The 22,096-nt window shown below is 66.0% G+C and carries 21 protein-coding genes and 2 pseudogenes; 10 read left to right on the forward strand and 13 right to left on the reverse strand.

Going from position 1 to position 22,096, the window contains the following annotated elements:
* Positions 1 to 42 precede the first annotated feature (42 nt).
* Positions 43 to 1,353, reverse strand: coding sequence for an ISL3 family transposase (locus QUE25_RS11450; RefSeq protein ID WP_286265096.1), 1,311 nt, complete (start codon positions 1,351 to 1,353; stop codon positions 43 to 45).
* Positions 1,354 to 1,558: 205 nt separating this feature from the next.
* Here QUE25_RS11450 and QUE25_RS11455 point away from each other — a divergent pair, with 205 nt between their 5' ends.
* A complete protein-coding gene (locus tag QUE25_RS11455) occupies positions 1,559 to 1,915 on the forward strand; it encodes a transposase (RefSeq protein WP_286268553.1) in 357 nt (118 codons plus the stop codon).
* Position 1,916: 1 nt separating this feature from the next.
* On the opposite strand, the pseudogene QUE25_RS11460 reads toward QUE25_RS11455, so the two are convergent.
* The 5 genes and pseudogenes from QUE25_RS11460 to QUE25_RS11480 all read right to left on the reverse strand — a co-directional run.
* Positions 1,917 to 2,129 (reverse strand): annotated as a pseudogene (locus tag QUE25_RS11460) (transposase); the annotation flags it as partial.
* A 76-nt stretch (positions 2,130 to 2,205) separates the two neighbouring features.
* On the reverse strand, positions 2,206 to 3,009 hold the full coding sequence (locus tag QUE25_RS11465) for an alpha/beta fold hydrolase (RefSeq protein ID WP_286265097.1): 804 nt from the start codon (positions 3,007 to 3,009) through the stop codon (positions 2,206 to 2,208).
* Positions 3,010 to 3,085: 76 nt separating this feature from the next.
* Entirely contained in the window at positions 3,086 to 4,327 is a 1,242-nt protein-coding gene (locus QUE25_RS11470) for an IS256 family transposase (RefSeq protein WP_043537034.1), read from the reverse strand.
* Positions 4,328 to 4,434: 107 nt separating this feature from the next.
* Positions 4,435 to 4,800: a PTS fructose transporter subunit IIB gene (locus QUE25_RS11475; RefSeq protein ID WP_286268554.1), complete on the reverse strand. Its 366-nt coding sequence runs from the start codon at positions 4,798 to 4,800 to the stop codon at positions 4,435 to 4,437.
* A gap of 111 nt (positions 4,801 to 4,911) precedes the next feature.
* Positions 4,912 to 5,115: pseudogene (locus tag QUE25_RS11480) on the reverse strand (PTS sugar transporter subunit IIA); the annotation flags it as partial.
* Positions 5,116 to 5,256: 141 nt separating this feature from the next.
* Here QUE25_RS11480 and QUE25_RS11485 point away from each other — a divergent pair.
* The gene (locus QUE25_RS11485) at positions 5,257 to 6,498 is read left to right on the forward strand and encodes an IS256 family transposase (protein WP_043537034.1); all 1,242 of its coding nucleotides are present in this window, start codon (positions 5,257 to 5,259) and stop codon (positions 6,496 to 6,498) included.
* Here QUE25_RS11485 and QUE25_RS11490 read toward each other — a convergent pair.
* Complete coding sequence (locus QUE25_RS11490; RefSeq protein WP_286265099.1) at positions 6,495 to 6,743, reverse strand: PTS sugar transporter subunit IIA; 249 nt, start codon at positions 6,741 to 6,743, stop codon at positions 6,495 to 6,497. The genes QUE25_RS11485 and QUE25_RS11490 overlap by 4 nt on opposite strands.
* A 121-nt stretch (positions 6,744 to 6,864) precedes the next feature.
* A complete protein-coding gene (locus QUE25_RS11495; protein WP_286265101.1) occupies positions 6,865 to 7,644 on the reverse strand; it encodes a DeoR/GlpR family DNA-binding transcription regulator in 780 nt (259 codons plus the stop codon).
* Between the two features lie 206 nt (positions 7,645 to 7,850).
* On the opposite strand from QUE25_RS11495, the gene nifJ reads away from it, so the two are divergent.
* From nifJ to QUE25_RS11515, 4 genes are all read left to right on the forward strand, one after another.
* The gene (gene nifJ, locus QUE25_RS11500; RefSeq protein WP_286265103.1) at positions 7,851 to 11,423 is read left to right on the forward strand and encodes a pyruvate:ferredoxin (flavodoxin) oxidoreductase; all 3,573 of its coding nucleotides are present in this window, start codon (positions 7,851 to 7,853) and stop codon (positions 11,421 to 11,423) included.
* A 3-nt stretch (positions 11,424 to 11,426) separates the two neighbouring features.
* Positions 11,427 to 12,422 (forward strand): dihydroorotate dehydrogenase-like protein, encoded by a 996-nt coding sequence (locus QUE25_RS11505; RefSeq protein WP_286265104.1) that lies wholly within the window; start codon positions 11,427 to 11,429, stop codon positions 12,420 to 12,422.
* Positions 12,423 to 12,445: 23 nt separating this feature from the next.
* Positions 12,446 to 12,664 carry a DnaJ family domain-containing protein gene (locus QUE25_RS11510; protein WP_286265106.1) on the forward strand — a complete coding sequence of 73 codons (219 nt, stop codon included), beginning with the start codon at positions 12,446 to 12,448 and terminating at the stop codon, positions 12,662 to 12,664.
* 108 nt (positions 12,665 to 12,772) lie between these two features.
* Complete coding sequence (locus tag QUE25_RS11515) at positions 12,773 to 13,030, forward strand: HPr family phosphocarrier protein (protein WP_286265108.1); 258 nt, start codon at positions 12,773 to 12,775, stop codon at positions 13,028 to 13,030.
* 80 nt (positions 13,031 to 13,110) lie between these two features.
* Here QUE25_RS11515 and QUE25_RS11520 read toward each other — a convergent pair whose 3' ends face one another.
* Positions 13,111 to 13,689: a 2'-5' RNA ligase family protein gene (locus QUE25_RS11520; RefSeq protein WP_286265110.1), complete on the reverse strand. Its 579-nt coding sequence runs from the start codon at positions 13,687 to 13,689 to the stop codon at positions 13,111 to 13,113.
* A gap of 11 nt (positions 13,690 to 13,700) precedes the next feature.
* Complete coding sequence (locus QUE25_RS11525; protein ID WP_286265112.1) at positions 13,701 to 15,452, reverse strand: ATP-binding protein; 1,752 nt, start codon at positions 15,450 to 15,452, stop codon at positions 13,701 to 13,703.
* Positions 15,453 to 15,484: 32 nt separating this feature from the next.
* Here QUE25_RS11525 and QUE25_RS11530 point away from each other — a divergent pair, with 32 nt between their 5' ends.
* From QUE25_RS11530 to QUE25_RS11540, 3 genes are all read left to right on the forward strand, one after another.
* Positions 15,485 to 15,976: an NUDIX hydrolase gene (locus tag QUE25_RS11530; RefSeq protein WP_286265114.1), complete on the forward strand. Its 492-nt coding sequence runs from the start codon at positions 15,485 to 15,487 to the stop codon at positions 15,974 to 15,976.
* A 218-nt stretch (positions 15,977 to 16,194) separates the two neighbouring features.
* Positions 16,195 to 17,682: an amino acid permease gene (locus QUE25_RS11535; RefSeq protein ID WP_286265116.1), complete on the forward strand. Its 1,488-nt coding sequence runs from the start codon at positions 16,195 to 16,197 to the stop codon at positions 17,680 to 17,682.
* 9 nt (positions 17,683 to 17,691) lie between these two features.
* Positions 17,692 to 18,684 (forward strand): asparaginase, encoded by a 993-nt coding sequence (locus QUE25_RS11540; protein WP_286265118.1) that lies wholly within the window; start codon positions 17,692 to 17,694, stop codon positions 18,682 to 18,684.
* A gap of 57 nt (positions 18,685 to 18,741) precedes the next feature.
* Here QUE25_RS11540 and QUE25_RS11545 read toward each other — a convergent pair whose 3' ends face one another.
* Genes QUE25_RS11545 through QUE25_RS11555 form a run of 3 tightly spaced genes read right to left on the reverse strand, consistent with a single transcriptional unit; the run spans position 18,742 to position 21,194 of the window.
* Positions 18,742 to 19,377, reverse strand: coding sequence for a Maf family protein (locus QUE25_RS11545; protein ID WP_286268555.1), 636 nt, complete (start codon positions 19,375 to 19,377; stop codon positions 18,742 to 18,744).
* Between the two features lie 42 nt (positions 19,378 to 19,419).
* Positions 19,420 to 19,626, reverse strand: coding sequence for an acyl-CoA carboxylase subunit epsilon (locus tag QUE25_RS11550; RefSeq protein WP_286265119.1), 207 nt, complete (start codon positions 19,624 to 19,626; stop codon positions 19,420 to 19,422).
* Positions 19,623 to 21,194: an acyl-CoA carboxylase subunit beta gene (locus QUE25_RS11555; RefSeq protein WP_286265121.1), complete on the reverse strand. Its 1,572-nt coding sequence runs from the start codon at positions 21,192 to 21,194 to the stop codon at positions 19,623 to 19,625. The genes QUE25_RS11550 and QUE25_RS11555 overlap by 4 nt, the downstream gene beginning before the upstream one ends.
* 77 nt (positions 21,195 to 21,271) lie before the next feature.
* Between QUE25_RS11555 and QUE25_RS11560 the strand changes: the two genes are divergently transcribed.
* Positions 21,272 to 22,063, forward strand: coding sequence for a biotin--[acetyl-CoA-carboxylase] ligase (locus QUE25_RS11560; RefSeq protein ID WP_286265122.1), 792 nt, complete (start codon positions 21,272 to 21,274; stop codon positions 22,061 to 22,063).
* The last annotated feature ends 33 nt before the right edge of the window (positions 22,064 to 22,096 follow it).

Below are 22,096 nucleotides of genomic sequence, written 5' to 3' on the forward strand. Positions count from 1 at the left end.
TCCTACCGGGCCTTTAGTGGGCGCTTCTGACTCTTCCGTGGGTCATGGTCGGCCGGGGAGGGTGGGGCGGTGGCCGCCGAGGGTGAGCATGGCCAGGGCGATGAGTGCGTCGGGTGAGCGGAACCCGTACGCGACGCGGGTGATGAGTCGGATCTTGGTGTTGACGGACTCGATGCGCCCGTTGGAGAGTCCGTGCTCGATCGCGGCGAGGATCCTCTCGCGGTGTTTGACGATCGAGCGTTGGAGTTTCACGAAGGCGGGGATGCGACATCGACGCGCCCAGGAGATCCACCGCTCCAGTGCGTCGATGGCTTGCTCGTAGGGCAGCTTGAAGACGACCCGTAGTCCTTCTTTGAGGAGGTAGGCGCGGTGCAACCTGGGGTCGGTCTGCGCGATCCAGGCGAGCTTCTCGGTCTGCCTCTCGGTGAGATCCTCAGGGTTCTTCCACAGCGCGTAGCGTGAGTTCTTCAACCTGCGGGCTGTGTCGTTGGCGGGTCTGGCGGGGGCGTCTTTGCGAGGTCTGCCGACGTTGCGGCGCGGCTCACTCCGGGCGGCCTTGCGGGCATCGTTCCATGCCTGCCGGCGCACCTCATCCAGGGCGTCGGTGGCCCACTTGACGACGTGGAACGGGTCAGCGCAGCGCACTGCATGAGGGCACTTCTCCGCCACGACGTCGCCGATCCAGTCCGCCCCGTCCGCACTGACATGCGTGACCTGGGCGCACCTGCCCGCCCCGGAGGCCTCCAGGGCGTCAAAGAAGGCTCGCAGCGTCTTCTTGTCCCGCCCAGGCGCTGCCCACACGAGTCGGCCGGTGTCGTGACAGACGACGACGGTGAGGTACTTGTGGCCCTTCTTGTAGCTGATCTCATCGATCCCGATGCGCGTGAGCCCGGCGAACAGATCCACACTACCGGCGGTGTCCTCCCACACCCGGGAGATGATGTTCCCCACCGTGCGCCACGCAATGCGCATCAGTTCGCACACCGCAGACTTCGAGGACACTGTCGCCAACCACGCGACCTGATCGTCGAAGAACCTCGTGTGTCCGGCACCGTGACGCGCCCAGGGGACCTGGCCGACTGTCACCCCATGCTCGGGGCAGTCAACACGCGGCGCGTTGGCTTCCAGCCACACCGGGACAGGGCCCAGATCCAGCCCACGCCACCGACGCGGCCCCTCACCCCAGTCATACCTGGGAGCACGCTTCGCGCACTTGCCACACCGAGGCTTCAACTTGCCCGACGGGCGCACTGACGCGACCACGACCTCCTCGTCATCGTCGTACTCGACCCGCTCGATGATGGTGGTCTTCTCGACTCCCAGCAGCCCTCGCCATAGGGTGGTTTCCTGCACGCCGTTCTCCGCGTCTCGTGACTGACTCTAGACAAGCCAGAAACATAGACCAGAGAACGGCGTGCACCCCCACAGACCCGCTCAACCACCCACGGAAGAGTCACAAGAGCCCTTTAGTGCCCCGAACCCGACGCCCAAATGCGACTGACTAGCCGCGATACATGGCCGAAACCCCGAAATCCGCTGCAGAGGTCCAACTCAGGTCATCGACACGCTCTCTGAGATCCGCGTGGCTGGCCGCACCGGCAGGCCGAGGTCACGGCCGGACCGGTTGCTCGCAGACAAGGGCTACCCCTCAAAGGCGAACCGGGCTTGGCTGCGCGAGCACGGCATCGCCGCGACGATCCCTGAACGCGAGGACCAGATCACCCACCGCCGCAAGCGGTCCGGCCGACCGATCGACTTCGGCCGCGAGCAGCGAGAACGCTACAAGGGCCGCAACGTCGTCGAACGATGCTTCAACAAGCTCAAGCAGTGGCGCGGTATCGCGATGCGCTCAGACAAGACCGCCCGGAACTACCACTCTGCGCTCTGCCTCGCCGCCACCCTCCAATGGCTTTAGCAACACGCCCTAGCGCCTGGGCCATGTCCTTGCGCTGCTCAGGATCGGTGGTCGGGGTCATCCCGTGGGACTGGAAGCGAGCGTCGCGGACCCAGGCTTGGAGGGTGGTCTTGGCCATCCCCATGTCCTTGGCGACCTGCTTCTGCGGGATGCCTGAGGCGACAAGCGCGACCGCGTCGCGCTTGAACTCGTCAGTGTAAACGATCTTCGGCATGGATGCCATCCTTCCAGCACGACCCTTTCATGGGAGTCATGCGATCTTGGAGTCAACCAAACCGTCAGCAGTCCCGTCACCTTCCTGGCGAATGGTCAACCTGGGCTGACTGATCTTGGGGCCCCGATTCCGTGTGTGATCTGGCCACGACCGTGATCTCCTGCGTCAAGAGTTCGGGGTGGCGTGCGCACAGGTCGCCGTGGCTGAACCCTCTGAATTCCTTCGACTGGAGACTCGGGAAAATCCGCGTCATCAGGCGTTGGGTGGGGCGCACGGCCCGGCGTTCCCGCTCTCCCCACCACAGGTGCACGCGGGCCTGCGGTCGCGGTTCGAGCGTGTGGAGGTCGGCCGACCACGCGAGGTTCGACCATGCGGTGTTGCGATAGGACTGGCGGGATGCGCCGAGGTAGATCGCATCGCTGACGCCTCCGGACAGTACGGGCAGCCCCGTGAAGCTTGCGATCTTCCGAAGGGTGTCGGACGCCAGAAAGCGAGCCAGCGGTTCCTCCAGACGGGCCATTGCGGGAGTGAACGAGCCGGTGTTCGCGTAGACGGCGCCGTCAAGGATTGTGGTGAGTACCCGCTCGTGGTGGGCGACATAGGTCGCGGTCTGACAGCCCAGAGAGTGGGCGTACAGGCAGGTGAGCATGCCGTCGAGTTCGGAATCGATAAATCCGATAATCCGTTCGGCCTCGGCCCGTGCGTTTCGGAATGTCGTGTCCTCGGTCGAGTCGAAACCACTCATCCCATAGGCAACCACGTGAAAGTGGCGCGACAGTAGAGGAATCGCTCGGGAGAAGCTCCGCTCCCAAGTGGTGTCTGCACCGTGTACTAACAAGAGGGTGGGGGCACTATCCGCACCGAAATGATGAAAGCCCACGCGGGTGATTCTATCCTGCCCGGGTGCTCCGTCCCTGAAGGTCAAGTCCAGTGGAGTGGTGTAGCGGTTCCTTCGTCTAGGCGGTGAGGGCGAGGGGTTCGGTCACCTCCTCAACGGCGTTGGTGATGGTGCTGAGTCGGCATCGTGCGAGGACGTCGAGGCCGAGGTAGCGGCGCCCTTCTGCCCACTCATCGGTCTGCTCGGCCAAGACAGCGCCGACGAGGCGGATGATCGCTTCCCGGTTGGGGAAGATCCCGACCGCGTCGGTGCGGCGGCGGATCTCACGGTTCAGGCGTTCGGCGGGGTTGTTCGACCAGATCTGGGTCCACACGTCCTTGGGGAAGCCGGTGAACGCGAGCACGTCTGCCCGGGCGGCTTCGAGGTGCTCTGCAACCTCGGGTAGCTTCTCGGCGGTGTAGTCGAGCAGACGGTCGAACTGCGCCTGGACCGACTTTTTGTCGGGTTGGTCATAGACCGAATGGAGCATCGCTTTGACCGCGGGCCACATGCTCTTCGGGGTCACGGACATCAGGTTCGCGGCGTAGTGGGTTCGGCAGCGCTGCCAGGACGCGCCAGGCAGGTTCGCCGCGATCGCCTCCACCAGCCCGGCGTGGGCATCGCTGGTGACCAGTCGGACCCCCGCAAGGCCGCGGGCCACCAGATCGGCGAAGAACGTGTTCCACGCCGGTTTGGTCTCGGAGGTGACGACCTGCAGGCCCAGGACCTCGCGGTGTCCGTCGCCGTTGACGCCGGTGGCGACGAGGACCACGGCGTTGATCACGCGTCCGCCTTCGCGGACCTTCATCGTCAACGCGTCAGCTGCAACAAACGTGAACGGCCCGGCCTCGCCCAGGGGGCGGTGCCGGAACTGCGCTACGTGTTCGTCGAGGTCGGCGGCCATGCGTGAGACCTGTGACTTCGACAGGCCGTCGATGCCCAGGGTCTTGACGAGTTTGTCCATCCGACGAGTACTGACGCCGGCGAGGTAGCAGTCAGCGATCACCGTGATCAGGGCCGCTTCGGCTCGTTTGCGGCGCTCCAGCAGCCACTCGGGAAAGTAGCTGCCGGAGCGCAGCTTCGGGACGGCCACGTCGATGGTGCCGACGCGGGTGTCCAGCGGGCGGTGGCGGTAGCCGTTGCGCTGCGCGACCCGCTCGGTTGAGGGCTGTCCCCATTCGGCGCCGCACACGGCGTCGGCATCGGCCGAGAGGAGGGCGTTGATCATGTTCTGCAGCAGCTGGCGCATCATGTCCGGAGAGGCTTCGGTCAGCAGGTTGCCCAGCACGCGGGCGGGGTCGACAATGTGAGGAGCGGTCATCGTGGTTGATTTCCTTTGAGAGAGCTTTGGTAGGTGAACTCGAAGGATCCCACGGTGACCGCCCTGCCGTCATCGACGGCCACGGCCACTGTGGGGGCTACACCACTCTAGGGGGCTCTACTAGCCTCCGAGCCCCCTTCACCGCTCGCGACCACGCGGCGAGCATTCGGGTCCTTGGCTGCCGCGACGGCTTCGTCGAGCATCTTGCCGGCTTCCGACATCGGACGCTTGACGCTGGATTCGATCAGCGGCATGCCGGCGAACCGGTCGCGTCCGGTGACGCCGACATCGGCAGCGATGATGATGGCGCCGGCTTTGGCGATGTCATCCGGGGTGAAGGGGACGACCCCACCCGAGCCCTGAGTCTCGACGTGCAGCTCGATGCCCTTCTCCTTGGCTGCCTCCTCCAGCGCCTCCGCCGCCATATAGGTGTGGGCGATGCCGGTCGGGCAGGAGGTGATCGCCAAGATCACCGGCTTGGCGGGTTCCCCGGCCGGAGCGGGCGCAGTACTGGCGGCCGGGACAGGCGCCGGGGCCGCGGCTGGCTTGGGCTCATCGGGCTGGACGATCGCCGAGATCAGGGCGGCGGCTTCGGCCGGCGTCTTGGCCGCACGCAACGAGGCCAGGAAATCCTTGCGGACCAGCGCCCTGGAGAGCTTGGCCAACAGCTTCATGTGGGCATCGCCGGTGCCCTCCGGCGCGGCGATGCCGATGATCAGGTCGGCGGGCCCATCCTTCGACCCGAAGTCGACCGGTTCGGCCAGCCGGATCAGTCCCAGCGAGGCCTGCTTGACGGCCGCCGCGCGGAGTAGAGCCCCCTAGAGTGGTGTAGCCCCCACAGTGGCCGTGGCCGTCGATGACGGCAGGGCGGTCACCGTGGGATCCTTCGAGTTCACCTACCAAAGCTCTCTCAAAGGAAATCAACCACGATGACCGCTCCTCACATTGTCGACCCCGCCCGCGTGCTGGGCAACCTGCTGACCGAAGCCTCTCCGGACATGATGCGCCAGCTGCTGCAGAACATGATCAACGCCCTCCTCTCGGCCGATGCCGACGCCGTGTGCGGCGCCGAATGGGGACAGCCCTCAACCGAGCGGGTCGCGCAGCGCAACGGCTACCGCCACCGCCCGCTGGACACCCGCGTCGGCACCATCGACGTGGCCGTCCCGAAGCTGCGCTCCGGCAGCTACTTTCCCGAGTGGCTGCTGGAGCGCCGCAAACGAGCCGAAGCGGCCCTGATCACGGTGATCGCTGACTGCTACCTCGCCGGCGTCAGTACTCGTCGGATGGACAAACTCGTCAAGACCCTGGGCATCGACGGCCTGTCGAAGTCACAGGTCTCACGCATGGCCGCCGACCTCGACGAACACGTAGCGCAGTTCCGGCACCGCCCCCTGGGCGAGGCCGGGCCGTTCACGTTTGTTGCAGCTGACGCGTTGACGATGAAGGTCCGCGAAGGCGGACGCGTGATCAACGCCGTGGTCCTCGTCGCCACCGGCGTCAACGGCGACGGACACCGCGAGGTCCTGGGCCTGCAGGTCGTCACCTCCGAGACCAAACCGGCGTGGAACACGTTCTTCGCCGATCTGGTGGCCCGCGGCCTTGCGGGGGTCCGACTGGTCACCAGCGATGCCCACGCCGGGCTGGTGGAGGCGATCGCGGCGAACCTGCCTGGCGCGTCCTGGCAGCGCTGCCGAACCCACTACGCCGCGAACCTGATGTCCGTGACCCCGAAGAGCATGTGGCCCGCGGTCAAAGCGATGCTCCATTCGGTCTATGACCAACCCGACAAAAAGTCGGTCCAGGCGCAGTTCGACCGTCTGCTCGACTACACCGCCGAGAAGCTACCCGAGGTTGCAGAGCACCTCGAAGCCGCCCGGGCAGACGTGCTCGCGTTCACCGGCTTCCCCAAGGACGTGTGGACCCAGATCTGGTCGAACAACCCCGCCGAACGCCTGAACCGTGAGATCCGCCGCCGCACCGACGCGGTCGGGATCTTCCCCAACCGGGAAGCGATCATCCGCCTCGTCGGCGCTGTCTTGGCCGAGCAGACCGATGAGTGGGCAGAAGGGCGCCGCTACCTCGGCCTCGACGTCCTCGCACGATGCCGACTCAGCACCATCACCAACGCCGTTGAGGAGGTGACCGAACCCCTCGCCCTCACCGCCTAGACGAAGGAACCGCTACACCACTCCACTGGACTTGACCCCGCGCGGCAGTGCGGAATCGCAATGCCGCCGGGCATGCCGGTGGTGAACTGCGCTTCGCGCTTTTCGAATGCATCCAGCAAACCTGCGCGATCAGCGCGTCCGCTGGCAGCGATCAACGTCGCCATCTCGGCGATGACTGCATGTTTGTCGCCAGTGACAGTAACCCCGAGTCTGACCAGCTCGGGAGTGATAAGCGGTTCGGTCATCGCGTTTCCTCTCTGATCGCAGGCTCTCGCCGGCGAGATTGTGCTACAAAACAGGCCACGTTCAGTCGAGCGGGCCGACCGTGCTGTCGGGGGAGGCCGACGGGCAATCTCAGGGCTGCAATCATGCCCGCACAACCTCAATTCCATTGTCTTCGAATAGTTGGGTGTAGGAGTCAGACAGGCCGGAGTCGGTGACCAGTACGTCGATTTCGCCGAGTTCGGCGAAGGTGACGAGCTGAACCAGACCTGCCTTCGACGAATCGGCGAGCACGATACGCCGGCCCGCCTGGGTGACCATCGCGGTCTTCGTGGCTGCCTCGTCCACATCGGGGGTGGTGAACCCCGCAGCGCTCATGCCGTTGCAGCCGATGAAGGCCACGTCGGGATGCAACCTGGACAGGGCTTGCACGGTGTCGACGCCGACCGCGGCGTGAGTGCTGTGACGCAGCCGCCCGGGAAGCAGGTCGAGCCGGTCGGTGGTGACCATCAACGCGGCCTGTGCGATGCCCACGGCGTTGGTGACCACCTGAAGATTCCTGCCGCTCAGATAGCCCACCAGCTCGAGAGTGGTGGAACCCGCATCGAGCAGGACGGACTTGAGTGGGCCGGAGGGCAGGAACCGGGAGGCGGCTAGTGCGATGCGCTTCTTTGCCGCCGTGTTCGTGCTCAATCTGGTCGGCAGGTCCGGTTCGGGATCGGCTGTGCGCTTGGCGATGGCCCCGCCGTGCACCCGGGTAAGCAGGCCCGAGGACTCGAGAGTATCGAGGTCGCGCCGGATCGTCTCGGTGACGACGTCGTAGCGTTCGGCGAGTTCGGCCACGGTCACCCGGCCGTCCCTGTCAAGCGCGTCACAGATCAGCTGTCTGCGTTCCTCGGCATACATGTGGTGGCACAACTCCAAGCTCCCGTTGCTTCGACGCCTGCGATGGCGCGTGTCGATAACGAAGACAATACACACAAATGCCATGCAATACCACTGTTGTTATGTGTGGTTTTTGGCGAATGGTCGCGGCGTGCGCCCGGCGAGGCTTTGGCGGACGGGTGGCCGCGCATTATCGCAGATGTGCCAAGCTGGGGAACGTGGCAGACACACGAACATGGCAAACGATGGACGGGAACGAGGCCGCCGCGCGCGTGGCGCACGCCCTCAGCGAGGTCATCGCGATCTACCCCATCACGCCCTCGTCGGCGATGGCCGAGTCGTCGGACGCCTGGAGCGCGGCCGGACGCACGAACATCTGGGGTGAGGTTCCCGAGGTCGTCGAGATGCAGTCCGAGGCCGGGGCAGCGGGCGCGCTGCACGGCGCGGTCACCAAGGGCACCCTGGGAACGACCTTCACCGCTTCGCAGGGCCTGCTGCTGATGATCCCGAATATGTACAAGATCGCCGGTGAGCTCACTCCGGCGGTCATTCACGTGGCGGCTCGCACCATTGCCACGCATGCGTTGAGCATCTTCGGTGATCACTCCGATGTGATGGGCTGCCGGATGACCGGCTGGGCGATGCTGTGTGCCAGCAGCGTGCAGGAAGCCCATGATTTCGCGCTCGCCTCGCACGCCGCCACGCTGCGTACCCGGGTGCCCTTCCTGCACTTCTTCGATGGCTTCCGCACCAGCCACGAGGAGAACAAGATTCAGGTGCTCAGCCGCGACGACCTGCGGGCGCTGGTGCGCGAAGAAGACGTTCTGGCCCATCGCGAGCGCGGGCTCACTCCGGACGCGCCGAGCATTCGCGGCACCGCACAGAATCCCGACGTCTTCTTCCAGGCGCGCGAGGCCTCCAATCTGTTCTACGACGCGGTGCCCAAGGTTGTTGCGGAGGTCTTCGACGAGCTGGCCGAGCGCACCGGACGCCGCTACTCACTGGTCGAGTATCACGGCGCGCCCGACGCGCAGCGGGTCGTCATCGTCCTCGGTTCTGCCTGGGGTACCACCTGTGAGGCGGTGGACGAACTGGTGGCCCGCGGCGAGAAGGTCGGCGTGGCGACGTTACGGCTCTATCGTCCGTTCCCGGCCGCCGAGCTGATCGCCGCACTGCCGGCCACCACCACCTCGATCGCGGTGCTCGACCGCACCAAGGAACCCGGTGCTGCCGGCGAGCCGCTGTTCACCGATGTGATGGTTGCCGCCGCGGAGAATGCCACCCGCTTCGACGCCGGCATGCCGGCGATCATCGGCGGACGCTACGGCCTGTCGAGCAAGGAGTACACCCCTGCGATGGCGGCCGCCGTGTTCGCCGAGCTGGCCGCCGACCAGCCCAAGAGGCGCTTCACGGTCGGCATCAACGACGACGTGACGCATCTTTCGCTGCCGGTACCTGCCGATTTCCGCACCTCGACCGACGCGCTCACGGCGGTCTTCTTCGGTCTGGGTTCGGACGGCACCGTCGGTGCGGCCAAGAACACCGTCAAGATCATCGGATCGGATCCGCAACGCTACGCGCAGGGCTACTTCGTCTACGACTCGCGCAAGTCGGGAGCAACCACCGTCAGCCATCTGCGCTTCGGTGAGAAGCCGATCAACTCGGCCTATCTCATCGACCGGGCCGACTTCGTCGCGGTGCACCAGTTCGAGCTGCTATTCCAGATGCGCACTCTCGATCTGGCCAAGCCCGGCGCCACCGTGCTGCTCAACTCGCCCTACGGCGACCGCACCTGGGACGAGTTGCCCGCCGAGATCCGCGATCTGATCGTCCAACGTGAGTTGTCGGTCTGGGTGATCGACGCCGCTGCCGTCGCACACGCTGCCGGCCTGGGTAAACGCATCAACACCGTGATGCAGCCCTGCTTCTTCTATCTGTCGGGCGTGGTTGCGCGCTCCGATGCGATCTCGCAGATCAAGGCCTCCGTCGAGGCGACCTACGGCCGCCGCGGACGCACGGTGGTGGAGCGCAACTTCGCGGCCATCGACGGCGCCATCGCCGCGCTGGAGCCGTTGAGGATCACCGAAGCCGGCACCACGACGATTCACCGGATGCCTCCGATGCCCGACAGCGCGCCGGACTTCGTCAAGCAGGTCACCGCGACGATGCTGCGTGGCGAGGGCGATCTGCTGCCGGTCAGCGCGATGCCGGTCGACGGCACCTGGCCCAGCGGTACCGCGAAGTTCGAGAAGCGTGGTATCGCCGAGGAGATCCCGATCTGGGATCCGAGCCTGTGCATCGACTGCGGCAAGTGCGCGATCGTCTGCCCGCATTCGGCGATTCGCATCAAGGTGGCCCCGGCCGACCAGCTGGAAGGCGCGCCGGACACCTTCAAGTCGAAGCCCTACAAGGACCGCAATCTCAAGGGTCACCAGCTGGTCGTCCAGGTCGCCCCCGACGATTGCACGGGCTGCGGAATCTGCGTCGATGTCTGCCCGGCACGGTCGAAGACCGAAGTCAAACACAAGTCGATCAACCTCGAACCGCGACGCGATCACCTGGACGCCGAGCGCGCCAATTACGACTTCTTCCTGGGAATCCCCGACCTCGACCGCACGAAGGTGCGCCACGATCAGGTCAAGGGCGCCGCCCAGTTGGAGCCGCTGTTCGAGTTCTCGCTGGCCTGCTCGGGTTGTGGTGAGACGCCGTATATCCGCACGCTCACCCAGCTGTTCGGTGACCGGCTGATCATGGCGAATGCGACCGGGTGCTCGTCCATCTACGGCGGCAACCTGCCGACCAGCCCGTTCACCACCAATGCGCAGGGCCGCGGCCCGGCCTGGAGCAACTCGCTGTTCGAGGACAACGCCGAGTTCGGGCTGGGGATTCGGCTGGCCTGGGAGATGCAGAACTCGCAGGCGCGCCGGCTGCTGGGTGAACTGCGTGGGTCACTGGATGAGGAGCTGGTGGCGGGGATTCTCGGCGCCGATCAGTCCGGTGAAGCCGGAATCATCGCCCAGCGCGAGCGGGTGGCTGTGCTGAAACAGCAGCTGGCCGGTGTCGGTGATGCCAAGGCGTCGACGCTGTTGACCCTTGCGGACGAACTGGTGACCAAGAGCGTGTGGATCGTTGGTGGGGACGGCTGGGCCTACGACATCGGCTCGGGCGGTCTGGACCATGTGCTCGGGTCGGGGCGCAACGTCAACGTGCTGGTGCTCGACACCGAGGTCTATTCCAACACCGGCGGGCAGGCGTCCAAGGCCACCCCGCGCGGTGCGGCGGCGAAGTTCGCGACCGCCGGCAAGAGCTCGCCGAAGAAGGATCTGGGCATGATCGCGCAGGCCTACGGCAATGTCTATGTGGCTCAGATCGCGATGGGCGCCAATCAGCAGCAGACGGTGCGCGCGCTGTTGGAGGCCGAGGCCTGGGACGGCCCGAGCATCGTGATCGCCTACAGCACCTGCATCGCGCACGGCATCGACATGCAGACCTCGATGACTCACCAGGCGAACGCGGTGGCGACCGGCTATTGGCCGCTCTACCGCTTCCGCCCGACCGAGGAGTCCGAGGGCATCCCGCTGCACCTGGATTCGAAGGCGCCCGTGGGTGCGGTCGCCGACTACATGGCCGACGAGGCCCGGTACGCGATGCTGAGACGCTCGAATCCCGAGCGCGCCGCCCAGCTGTTCGCCCTGGCCCAAGCAGACGCGGACGAGCGCTGGCACTATTACAGCCAACTCGCCGGCGTCCAGCGGGCGTTGCCCGCCGACCATGGCGCCGCGGCCAGCGAAGCCGAATCGGGTCCGAAGGAGAGCTGAGTCATGGCAGATCTGACAACGTCGTATCTGGGTTTGGACCTGCGAGCGCCGATCATCGCGTCGTGCAGCCCGCTGACCGGACACGAGGACTCGTTGCTGCAGCTGGCCGAAGCCGGTGCGGGAGCCGTCGTGTTGCCGAGTCTGTTCCAGGAAGAGGCCGAAGCCGAAGAGCTCGCGGCGTCCGACTTGATGGATACCGGTGACGACTTCGCCGAGTTCGCCTCCGCGCCGCTGCCGGAGATCGAGTTCACGGAGATCGGGCCGGCCCGCCATATCGACCGGCTGCGCCGCGCCAAGGAACTGGTCGACATTCCGGTGCTGGCCAGCGTAAACGGCTCCCGGGTGGGGGACTGGGCCAGATATGCCCAGATGCTCGCCGAGGCCGGCGCGGACGCGATCGAGTTGAACCTGTTCTCGGTGAACACCGACCCCGACGAGTCATCGGCTGATGTCGAGGCCCGGTACCTGCAGATCATCGAGTCGGTTCGTGGACGCATCGCGGTGCCGTTGGCGGTGAAGCTCTCGCAGCACATCACCGGGTTGAGTTCGTTCGCGCGCCGTATCCAGGAGGCCGGAGCCGATGGGTTGGTGCTGTTCAACCGCTTCTACGGCGCCGAGGTCGATCTCGACTCCTTGACGTTGGAGAGCCGTCTGGCGCTCTCGTCGCCCGACGAACTGCGTTTTCCGCTGCGGTGGATCGGGATCTTGCGGGCGCAGCGTCCGGGCCTGTCGCTCGCCGCGACTTCGGGTGTCCACAGTGGTTTGGACGCTGCGAAGGCCCTGCTGGTCGGCGCCGATGTGGCCTGTACCACCTCTGCGGTGCTGCAGCGCGGACCGGGCTATCTCGCCGTGATGCTGCGCGAGCTGGACGCCTGGTTGGACGAGCATGACTACGAGTCGGTGCGTCAGCTGCGGGGCTCGATGAGCGCGGCCAACGTTCCCGACCCGGGCCAGTTCGAGCGCGCCCAGTACATGAAGGTCGTCACCTCGTCCCTGTGACCGCAACCGGGTAGCGTCGAAGCATGGCTGAGGATCCGGTGCCCCGCTACGAGCCGTTTGCCGACAGGATCGTGCGCGAGGCGATCGAGCGGGGGGAGTTCGACAATCTGCCGGGCAAGGGCAAGCCGCTGCACCTCAAACGCGTCGGCGATCCCGATTGGTGGATCAAGGACAAGCTCGAGCGCGAGCAGTTGGATCATGGCGAACTGCGCCGGCAGTGGCGAAATCGCCGGGACGGCTGAGAATTCTTGAGTCGGCGCGCGACGGTCGGCGATAGGCCGTAAGATTCCTGCCAGTTGGAGACCGGCCAATCCGTGTGGTCTCGTAAGCCGATTTGAAGGAGATATGCCATGGCCAAGAAGACCGTCATCGTGGGTTCTTCTGTTGGACTGCACGCCCGCCCCGCAGCCACCGTCGCCGCCGCAGCGGGTGAGTACGACGACGAGATCACCCTCTCACTGGCCGGTGGCGACCCGATCGACGCGTCCTCGGTGTTGCTCATCATGACCTTGGGTGCCGAGCACGGCAGCGAAATCACCGTTGAGTCCGACAACGCCGAGGCCGTCGACAAGATCGCCGCCCTCATCGAGAAGGACCTCGACGCCTGATCCGTCAGGGCGTCTTGGTGGTCACTGCTTTCGTGCAACCACCCCGGCCACCAAGACGCCGCGGTCGCTTCCGACCTTCGTCACCCGCCCAGCGGCCAGCGTCCGATGAGGTGACACTCGTTGCTGCGGTACCAAACCAATTCCAGGGCATTGGCGCGCCCATGTACCGGCAGCAGGCCGTCCAGCAGAGCCTCGGTGGACGCCACGCCGACCTGAGCTGATAACCGATCCAGTGTCAGATGCGGCAGGGGATCGTCCCCGCCGTAGGGGCGCACCTGCGGATGCGCCAGCCACGCGCCGGCCGTCAATTGCTTGAACTCTCCGGTCTTGTCGGTGTGCAGATAGATCGTGCCGTCGGCGAAGGTGTCGACGTGATCCAGCTCGAAATCGAACGGTTTGCTGGACGCCGCCAAGGCGGCGATCGCTTCGACGTCCCAGCTGGTCAGCGGAGCGAGCACGGTGATGTGCGCATGGTGGAAGCCCGGATCGTCGCTGATGAAACCCGCGTCGTAGTGCCGGGTGCGCGTGACGATCCAATCCTCCAACTCGATGACCGGGACCTGCAGCACCGCGTGCCCCGGCCAGCCCACGGATCTGCGGCCCGGGCGATCCTGCTCGCCCACCCCTACGCGACCCGGCCGGGCAGGCATCGACGCCATCCGCAAGCCGGTCAATCCTCGACAATCAGGCAGATGACCTCGCCCGAGGTCAGCGATGTCCCGGCCTCGACCAGATCGCGCACCACACCGGAGTGGTGCGCGCTGATCGGCTGCTCCATCTTCATGGCCTCCAAGACCACGATCAGGTCACCCTCGCTCACCGTGTCGCCGTCGGACACCGCAGTCTTGACGATGGTGCCCTGCATCGGAGAGGTCAGCGCCTCGGACTGATCGGCGGGGCTGATCGAGCGGGCCCGGCGGGTCGGCTTCTTCGGCTTGACGGGCCCGGCTGCACCACCCAGGTTGGCCGGCACCTTGACCTCCAGGCGACGGCCGTTGACCTCCACGACGACGACCTTGGACGGGGTCTGCACGTCGGGCTCGCCGAGCTCGCCCAGGTACGGCTCGATCCTGCCGGTGAATCCCGTCTCGATCCAGTCGGTGTAGACGCCGAACTGGCCATCGGGCGCAGTGAAGGCTGGATCGCGCAGGAGAGCCTTGTGGAATGGCGCGACCGTCGGCATGCCTTCGATGAGGAACTCGTCGAGTGCGCGGCGAGCCCGGGCGAGCGCCTCCTCGCGGCTCGAACCGGTGATGACCAGCTTGCCGAGCAGCGAATCGAAGGCTCCTGGCACGGTCATGCCACGGCGGTAGCCTTCGTCCATGCGCACGCCCGGGCCGCACGGCGGACGCCAGCGGGTCAGCGTGCCGGGAGCCGGCATGAAACCACGCCCGGGATCTTCGGCGTTGATGCGGAATTCGATCGAATGCCCATTGATGACGGGGTCGGCATCGGGCAGATGAGTGCCTTCGGCGATCGCGAACTGCCAGCGGACCAAGTCCCATCCGGTGACCTGTTCACTGACGGGATGCTCCACCTGAAGGCGAGTGTTGACCTCCAGAAAGCTGATCGTGCCGTCGATGCCGACCAGGAACTCGCAGGTCCCGGCGCCCACGTAGCCGGCCTCGCGCAAGATGGCCTTGCTCGACTCGTAGAGGCGCTGGGTTTGGGCGTCCGCGAGGAACGGCGCGGGCGCCTCCTCGACGAGCTTCTGGTGGCGGCGCTGCAATGAGCAGTCCCGGGTCGAGACCACGACCACCTGGCCGTACTGGTCGGCCAGGCATTGGGTCTCCACATGCCGCGGACGATCGAGATAGCGCTCGACGAAGCACTCGCCGCGTCCGAAGGCGGTCACCGCCTCGCGGGTCGCCGACTCGAACATCTCACGGATCTCGTCGCGCTGCCGGGCGACCTTTAGGCCGCGTCCGCCGCCACCGTGAGCAGCCTTGATCGCGATCGGCAGGCCGTAGGCGTCGGCGAAGGCGACTACCTCGTCCGCATCTGCCACCGGATCGGCGGTGCCGGGCACCAGCGGGGCACCCACCCGCTGCGCGATGTGGCGGGCCTGCACCTTGTCGCCGAGTGCCTCGATGGCTGCCGGGGGAGGGCCGACCCAGGTCAGGCCGGCGTCGATGACAGCCTGCGCGAATCCGGCGTTCTCCGACAAGAACCCGTAGCCGGGATGAACTGCGTCCGCCCCGCTGCGTTTCGCGATGTCCAGCAGCTTGTCGATGTTGAGGTAGGTCTCAGCAGGGGTGGCGCCACGAAGTGCGAACGCCTCGTCCGCGAGTTCCACGAACAGTGCAGCGGAATCTGAATCGGCGTAGACGGCGACTGAGGTGATGCCCGCGTCCCGTGCGGCCCTGATGACACGAACCGCGATCTCGCCGCGGTTGGCCACCACCAGCTTGGTGATCGTCATGATGGGGAGTCTAGAAGTTTTAGTCTGGTTTCATGCCTACTCCAGATTTCATCCTCGCGTTGCGCGCCAAAGTCGGCAATCATCCGCTGTGGGTGCCTGGGGTCACCGCCGTGGTTCTGCGGCCGTTCGACGAGCCCGAAGAGGTGCTGCTGGTGCGTCGCGCGGACGACCGAACTTGGACTCCGGTGAAGGGGATCATGGAGCCGGCCGAATCGGTTACGGCGGCAGCCAAGCGCGAATGCCTCGAAGAAACCGGCGTCGTCATTGAGATCGACCGCCTGGTCAGTGTGGCGGTCAACGGTCCGGTCCGGTACGCGAATGGCGATGTGACCGACTACCTGGATCACACCGTCCGGGCGCGCTGGATCTCCGGAGAACCGGTGGTGGGCGATGACGAGTCGGTCGACACCGGTTGGTTCAGGCTGGACGATCTGCCCGCTCCGATTCCGGCTTCCGATCTGGCCCGGATCGAGATCGCGGTCGCCAATCCCCGTGATGTCGTCTTGGACGGGGTGCCGCGCTAAGTCAGCGCGTTCGTCCGGGGGAACCCCCGCGGCGGTCCCGGCCATATGTGCCAAGTCTGCGCTGCGCGGCTGACAACGGTATACGGGCGCTCGCTGGATGGACAACGGCCATTGCGATCATGCCCGCCGCGTAGCGTGCCGTGATCATGACGCATCGATTCCTGATGCACCGATCGCGAACGGCTCAACCCCTCCGCCGTCCGCAGAAAGGAGTCTCCATGGCCACCCCTCATTCGGCCCAGGTAGCCGAGAAGATCGTGGATAAGGGTGATCAGGGTTACGACAAGGCACTCAAGCGCCGCCATATCCAGATGATCGCCATCGGCGGGTCCATCGGCACCGGCCTGTTCCTGGGAGCAGGAGGACGCATCGCCGACGGCGGCCCGGCGCTGGCGCTGTCCTACGCCATCTGTGGCGTTTTCGCCTTCATCATGGTGCGCGCGCTCGGGGAGCTGTCGATCCGGCGCCCCTCGTCGGGTGCCTTCGTGTCCTACGCGCGGGAGTTCATGGGCGAGAAGGGCGCATTCGTCACCGGCTGGTTGTTCTTCCTCGACTGGTCGACCACCGTGATGGCCGACATCACCGCCGTCGCGCTCTACCTGCACCATTGGCGGTTCTTCCAGCCGATCCCCCAGTGGTCGCTGGCCATGACCGCGTTGGCCCTCGTTTTCGTCCTCAACATGCTCAGCGTGAAGTTCTTCGGCGAGGCAGAGTTCTGGTTCGCCGCTATCAAGGTGACGGCCATCGTGACCTTCATGGTCGTGGCGATCTGGGCGATCCTGACCGGGCACGCCGTGGCCAATGACACCATCCCCGACGCCCAGGCAGGCTTCTCGAACTGGACGAACTACGGCGGCTTCTTCCCCGCCGGAGTCGGTGCGATGCTGATGCTGACTCTCGGCGTGGTCTTCGCTTTCGGCGGCACCGAGATGGTCGGTGTGGCCGCGGGCGAGGCGAAGAACGCCAGGGAGATCCTGCCCAAGGCCGTCAACTCGATGATCCTGCGCATCTTCGTCTTCTATGTGGGGTCGGTCATCCTCATGACGCTCGTGCTGCCCTGGCGGGCCTACTCGAAGAACGAGTCCCCGTTCGTGACGTTCTTCTCCGGGATCGGTGTGCCGCACGCCGGTGACATCATGCAGGTGGTGGTGCTCACCGCCGCCCTGAGCTCGCTCAATGCGGGCCTGTATGCGACGGGCCGCACCCTGCGCTCCATGGCCATTGCCGGCGAGGCCCCACATTTCGCCGGCCGGCTCAACCGCCACAAGGTGCCCTACGGCGGCATCATCATCACCGCGGTCCTGGGGCTGTTCGGGGTTGCACTGAACCTGATCGTGCCCGAGAACGCCTTCAGCATCGTGATGAACCTGGCGGGCATCGGCATCGCCGGCACCTGGATGTCGATCCTGGTGACGCACTGGATCTTCATCCGGCGGGCTGCGCAGGGCTTGGACACGCGTCCGGAGTACCGGCTGTTCGGCGCGCCCTATACGAATGCCGCAACGATCATCTTCCTGCTCGTGGTGATCGTTTCCATGGCCTTCGACGTGAACAACGGCGGGCCCTGGACGCTCGCCCTGTTCGGGCTCATCTGCCTGGCGATGGTGATCGGCTGGTACAGCGTGCGCGACCGCATCAGGGCCGACAAGCTGGACGAGATCGCAATCGAGGAGCCCGCAGAACTGGCTCCGGGTGAGAACTCCTAGCGACCGACGATGCGCGTTCACATCCTGTACACCGGCGGCACTCTCGGCATGATCGACACGCCTGCCGGCCTGGCGCCCGGCGCCGACCTGACCGGCTGGCTCGACCGGCTGCTCACCGGCACCGATCTGGCCGACGAGGTCACGTTGAGCGCCTTCGATCATCTCATCGACTCGTCGAATGCCACGCCCGCGGACTGGGCTGCGATCACCGCCGACCTGTGGGCTCACCAGCAGGAGGCCGACGGATTCGTGGTGCTGCACGGCACCGACACCATGTCCTACACCTCATCGGCGCTGAGCTTCGCGCTGACCGATTTCGGCAAGCCGGTGGTGCTCACCGGCTCCCAGTATCCGCTGGGCGTGGTCGGCTCGGACGCCACCCCCAACGTGACCGGGGCCCTGCGTGCCGTCACGTCCGGCAAGCTCGATCGGGTGGCGGTCTTCTTCGGGCACAAGCTGCTGGCCGGTAACCGAGTGATGAAGACCTCATCGTGGGCCTTCCAGGGGTTCGACTGTCCGAGCGTGCCTGCTCTGGCGCTCACCGGAGCGCCCTGGCAGTGGACGCCCGCCGTGCAGACCGGCTGCGGCTGGCACGACCCGGCCCCGTATCAGCGCCATGACGTACTGGTGCTGGATCTGGCGCCGGGCATCACCGCAGCCCGGCTGGCGGCGGCTCTGGATCCTCTTCCGGAGGCCGTGGTGCTCCGCGCCTTCGGGGTGGGGAATATGCCCAGCGAGGAGCCGGGCCTGGCCGCGGTCATCAGCGACACGATTGCGTCCGGAGTGCCGCTGGTGGTCGCCTCCCAGTGCCCTCAGGCCGATGTGCTGTTGGGGCATTACGAGGCCGGCCACGCGCTGGCCCAGGCCGGCGCGATCAGCGCTCGCGACATGACGATCGAGGCGGTCTACGCGAAGCTCGTCTTCCTGCTCTGCCAGGGTCTGGCGGCCGAGGAGATCGCCCACTGGATGGTCACCGACATTGCCGGTGAACTGAGCAGCTGATTGGCGTCGAGGACTGTGGCGTCGAGGACTGTGGCGGTGCGACGACAGAGCCCGCCGCTACAGCTCTTCGCCGCCTTGGTCGAGTGCCCACAATCCCTGCCAGGCGACACCCAGGTCGAGCAGCATCTGCCGCACCAGCGGTAGCGAGATACCCACCACATTGTGTGGGTCGCCGCTGATGCGAGTGATGAAGGGCCCACCGAAACCATCGATGGTGAACCCCCCGGCCACCCGCTGGGGTTCCCCGGTAGCCGCATATGCGGCGATCTCGGCATCGGTCAGGTCGGCGAAGGTCACCCCGGTCTCGGCGACCCGCACCTGGGAACGCACATCATCTGATCCGTGCACCACGGCGACATAGTGACCGGTGTAGAACAGGCCCTGCCGTGCCCGCATCCGGTACCAGCGGACGATGGCGGCCTCCTGGGTCCCGGGCTTGCCGTAGACGCGCCCCTCGATCTCCAGCATGGAGTCGCAGGCCAGCAGCACGAACGGTGCCTCGAGCTCGCCCGACGCCTCGATCTTGCGCAGCACGGACTCGCCCTTCAGCCGCGCGAGTTCGGCGGTCATCTCGGGGGCGCCCGGACGGTGCACCGTCTGTTCGTCCACATCAGGGACGACGATCAGCGGCTCGATGCCTGCCTGCTGCAACGTGAGAAGCCGCGCCGGCGAACTCGATCCGAGGACGACCAGTCGGGGCTGCGGTGCGGCTGTGGGTTTGGGCACGGTCCCATCCTAGAGAAGGCTGCCTCGCCAGGCTTCCGGCCCGGACACAAACGGCTGCCGGACCTTGCGCCAGTACGAGTTCCAGCCGCCGGCGATCGGGCGATCCTTGTTCGGCTGGGCAGGTCCCGGGCCGGCCAGTTCGGCCGCGAGCACCACGACGACACCGGCGAGTTCCTCATCGTCCGGATTACCGCGCACGACCTCGAACTCGCTCATAGCGGGATGTTCCCGTGCTTCTTGGGCGGCAGCGCCTCGCGTTTGGTGCGCAGCACCCGCAGGAACCGGATGACCTGTGAGCGGGTCTGATGCGGGTAGATCACCTGATCGACGTAGCCGCGCTCGGCCGCCACATATGGATTCGCCAATGTCCGGTTGTACTCGTCGATGAGCTCATTCGCCTTCGTAGCCGGATCGGGTGCCGCGGCCAGCTCCTTGCGGTAGAGCACTTTGACGGCACCCTCGGCACCCATCACCGCGATCTGCGCGGTCGGCCAGGCCAGGTTGACGTCGGCACCCAGATGCTTGGAGCCCATCACGATGTAGGCGCCGCCGTAGGCCTTGCGGGTGATCACGGTCATCAACGGGACGCTCGCCTCGGCGTAGGCGTAGATCAGCTTCGCGCCGCGGCGGATGATGCCGTCGTGCTCCTGTTCGACACCCGGCAGGAAGCCGGGCACGTCGACGAAGGTCAGCACCGGGATGTTGAATGCGTCGCAGGTGCGCACGAAACGCGCCGCCTTCTCGGATGCCTTGGTGTCCAGGCAGCCCGCCAGGACCATCGGCTGGTTGGCGACGATGCCGATGCTGCGGCCCTCCACTCGTCCGAAGCCGCAGATCACGTTCGGCGCGTACAACTCCATGATCTCGAGGAACTCGTCCTCGTCGAGCACCGTGCGGATCACCTCGCGCATGTCGTAGGCCTGGGCCGCATGGTCGGGAACCAGGGTGTCCAGGGTGCGGTCATGGTCGGTGAAGTCGAGATCGGCGGTCTCGGTGAACTCGTAGATGGGGGCGTCCTCGAGGTTGTTCTGCGGCAGGTAGGTGACCAACTCGCGGACGTACTCGAGAGCGTCGGCCTCATCGACCGCCAGATAGTGGGCGTTGCCCGACTTGGTGTTGTGGGTACGGCCACCGCCGAGTTCCTCCATCGAGACGTCCTCGCCGGTCACCGTGCGGATGACCTCGGGGCCGGTGATGAACATCTGACTGGTCTGGTCGACCATGACGATGAAGTCGGTGAGTGCCGGCGAATAGACGTGGCCGCCGGCAGCCGCGCCCATGATCACGCTGATCTGCGGGATGACTCCGGAGGCCTGCACATTTCGCAAGAAGATGTCGCCGTAGGCACCCAGCGAAACCACGCCTTCTTGAATGCGGGCACCGCCGCCCTCGTCGATGCCGATCAGCGGGCACCCGGTGGTGGTGGCGAAGTCGATGATCTTGGCGATCTTCGCGCCGTAGACCTCGCCCAGCGAGCCGCCGAAGATGCCGACGTCCTGACTGAAGACGCAGACCGGGCGTTCATGGATCTCCCCGAGACCGATGACCACGCCATCGCCGTACGGACGTTTGGCCTCCATCCCGAAAGCGGTGCTGCGATGCCGCGCGAATTCGTCCATCTCGGTGAAGCTGCCCTCGTCGACCAGCGCGAGGATGCGCTCGCGTGCGGTCATCTTCCCGCGAGCGTGCTGCTTCTCGACTGCCTGAGCGCCGGACGCATGAACGGCATCGTCCATTCGAGTGCCGAGGTCGGCGAGTTTTGCGGCAGTGCTGTTAGCCTCCATGTGCTCAAGATAACCCGATTCGGGCGGCCAGGGTGGTGGAGAAGATGGCGAATCCACGATCGGGGATAATCGAGTTCGTGCCTTCAACGCCTGCAGCAAATGCCGAACGGATCACTGACCTCCTGGGGCCGCACAGCCCATGGCGGGTGACCACGGTCGCCGCCACCGGATCGACCAATGAGGATCTCGCCGAGCTTGCCCGCCACGGGGGGCGTGCGGGCGAGGTACTGATCGCCGAGCATCAACAGGCCGGACGCGGACGCTTCGCGCGGGTCTGGCAGTCGCCGCCCGGAACCTCGTTGTCGACGTCGGTGCTGTTGCGTCCGCGGCGCGCCTCGCTGGACTGGGGATGGCTTTCGCTGCTGGTCGGCCTGGCGGTCACCGACGGCCTGCGCAGCCTCGGCGCCGAGGACCGCATCCAGCTCAAATGGCCCAATGACGCCCTGATCGACGGCAAGAAGGTCTGCGGAATCCTGTCGGAGCTGGTGGTCACCGATCTCGGCAATGCGGCCATCTGCGGCTGGGGCATCAATGTCTCGTTCGACGAGTCCGAACTTCCCGTGCCGCAGGCGACCAGCCTGCTGCTCAGCGGCCTGCCGATCGACAAGGATCAGGTGGCGGCAGCGATCCTGGGACGGCTGGGCGACCTGTACACACGCTGGGACGCCGGCGCCGAGTTGAGTGCCGAGTACGCCGCGGGCTGCGCCACGGTGGGACGACGGGTCCGGGTTCACCTGGACGCCCAGTCACCCGATAGCCCCTCGGTCAGCGGGCAGGCCGTGGGCATCGGGCCCAATGGTGAGTTGCTCGTCGACCTCGGCGGCCAGATCGAGTCGTTCGCCGCCGGAGATGTCGTCCACCTGCGCTGACCGGTAAGGGTCCGACGGCCTGCCGGCCGGCCG

The sequence above is a fragment of the Brooklawnia propionicigenes genome, assembly GCF_030297015.1.
Taxonomy (GTDB): Bacteria; Actinomycetota; Actinomycetes; order Propionibacteriales; family Propionibacteriaceae; genus Brooklawnia; species Brooklawnia propionicigenes.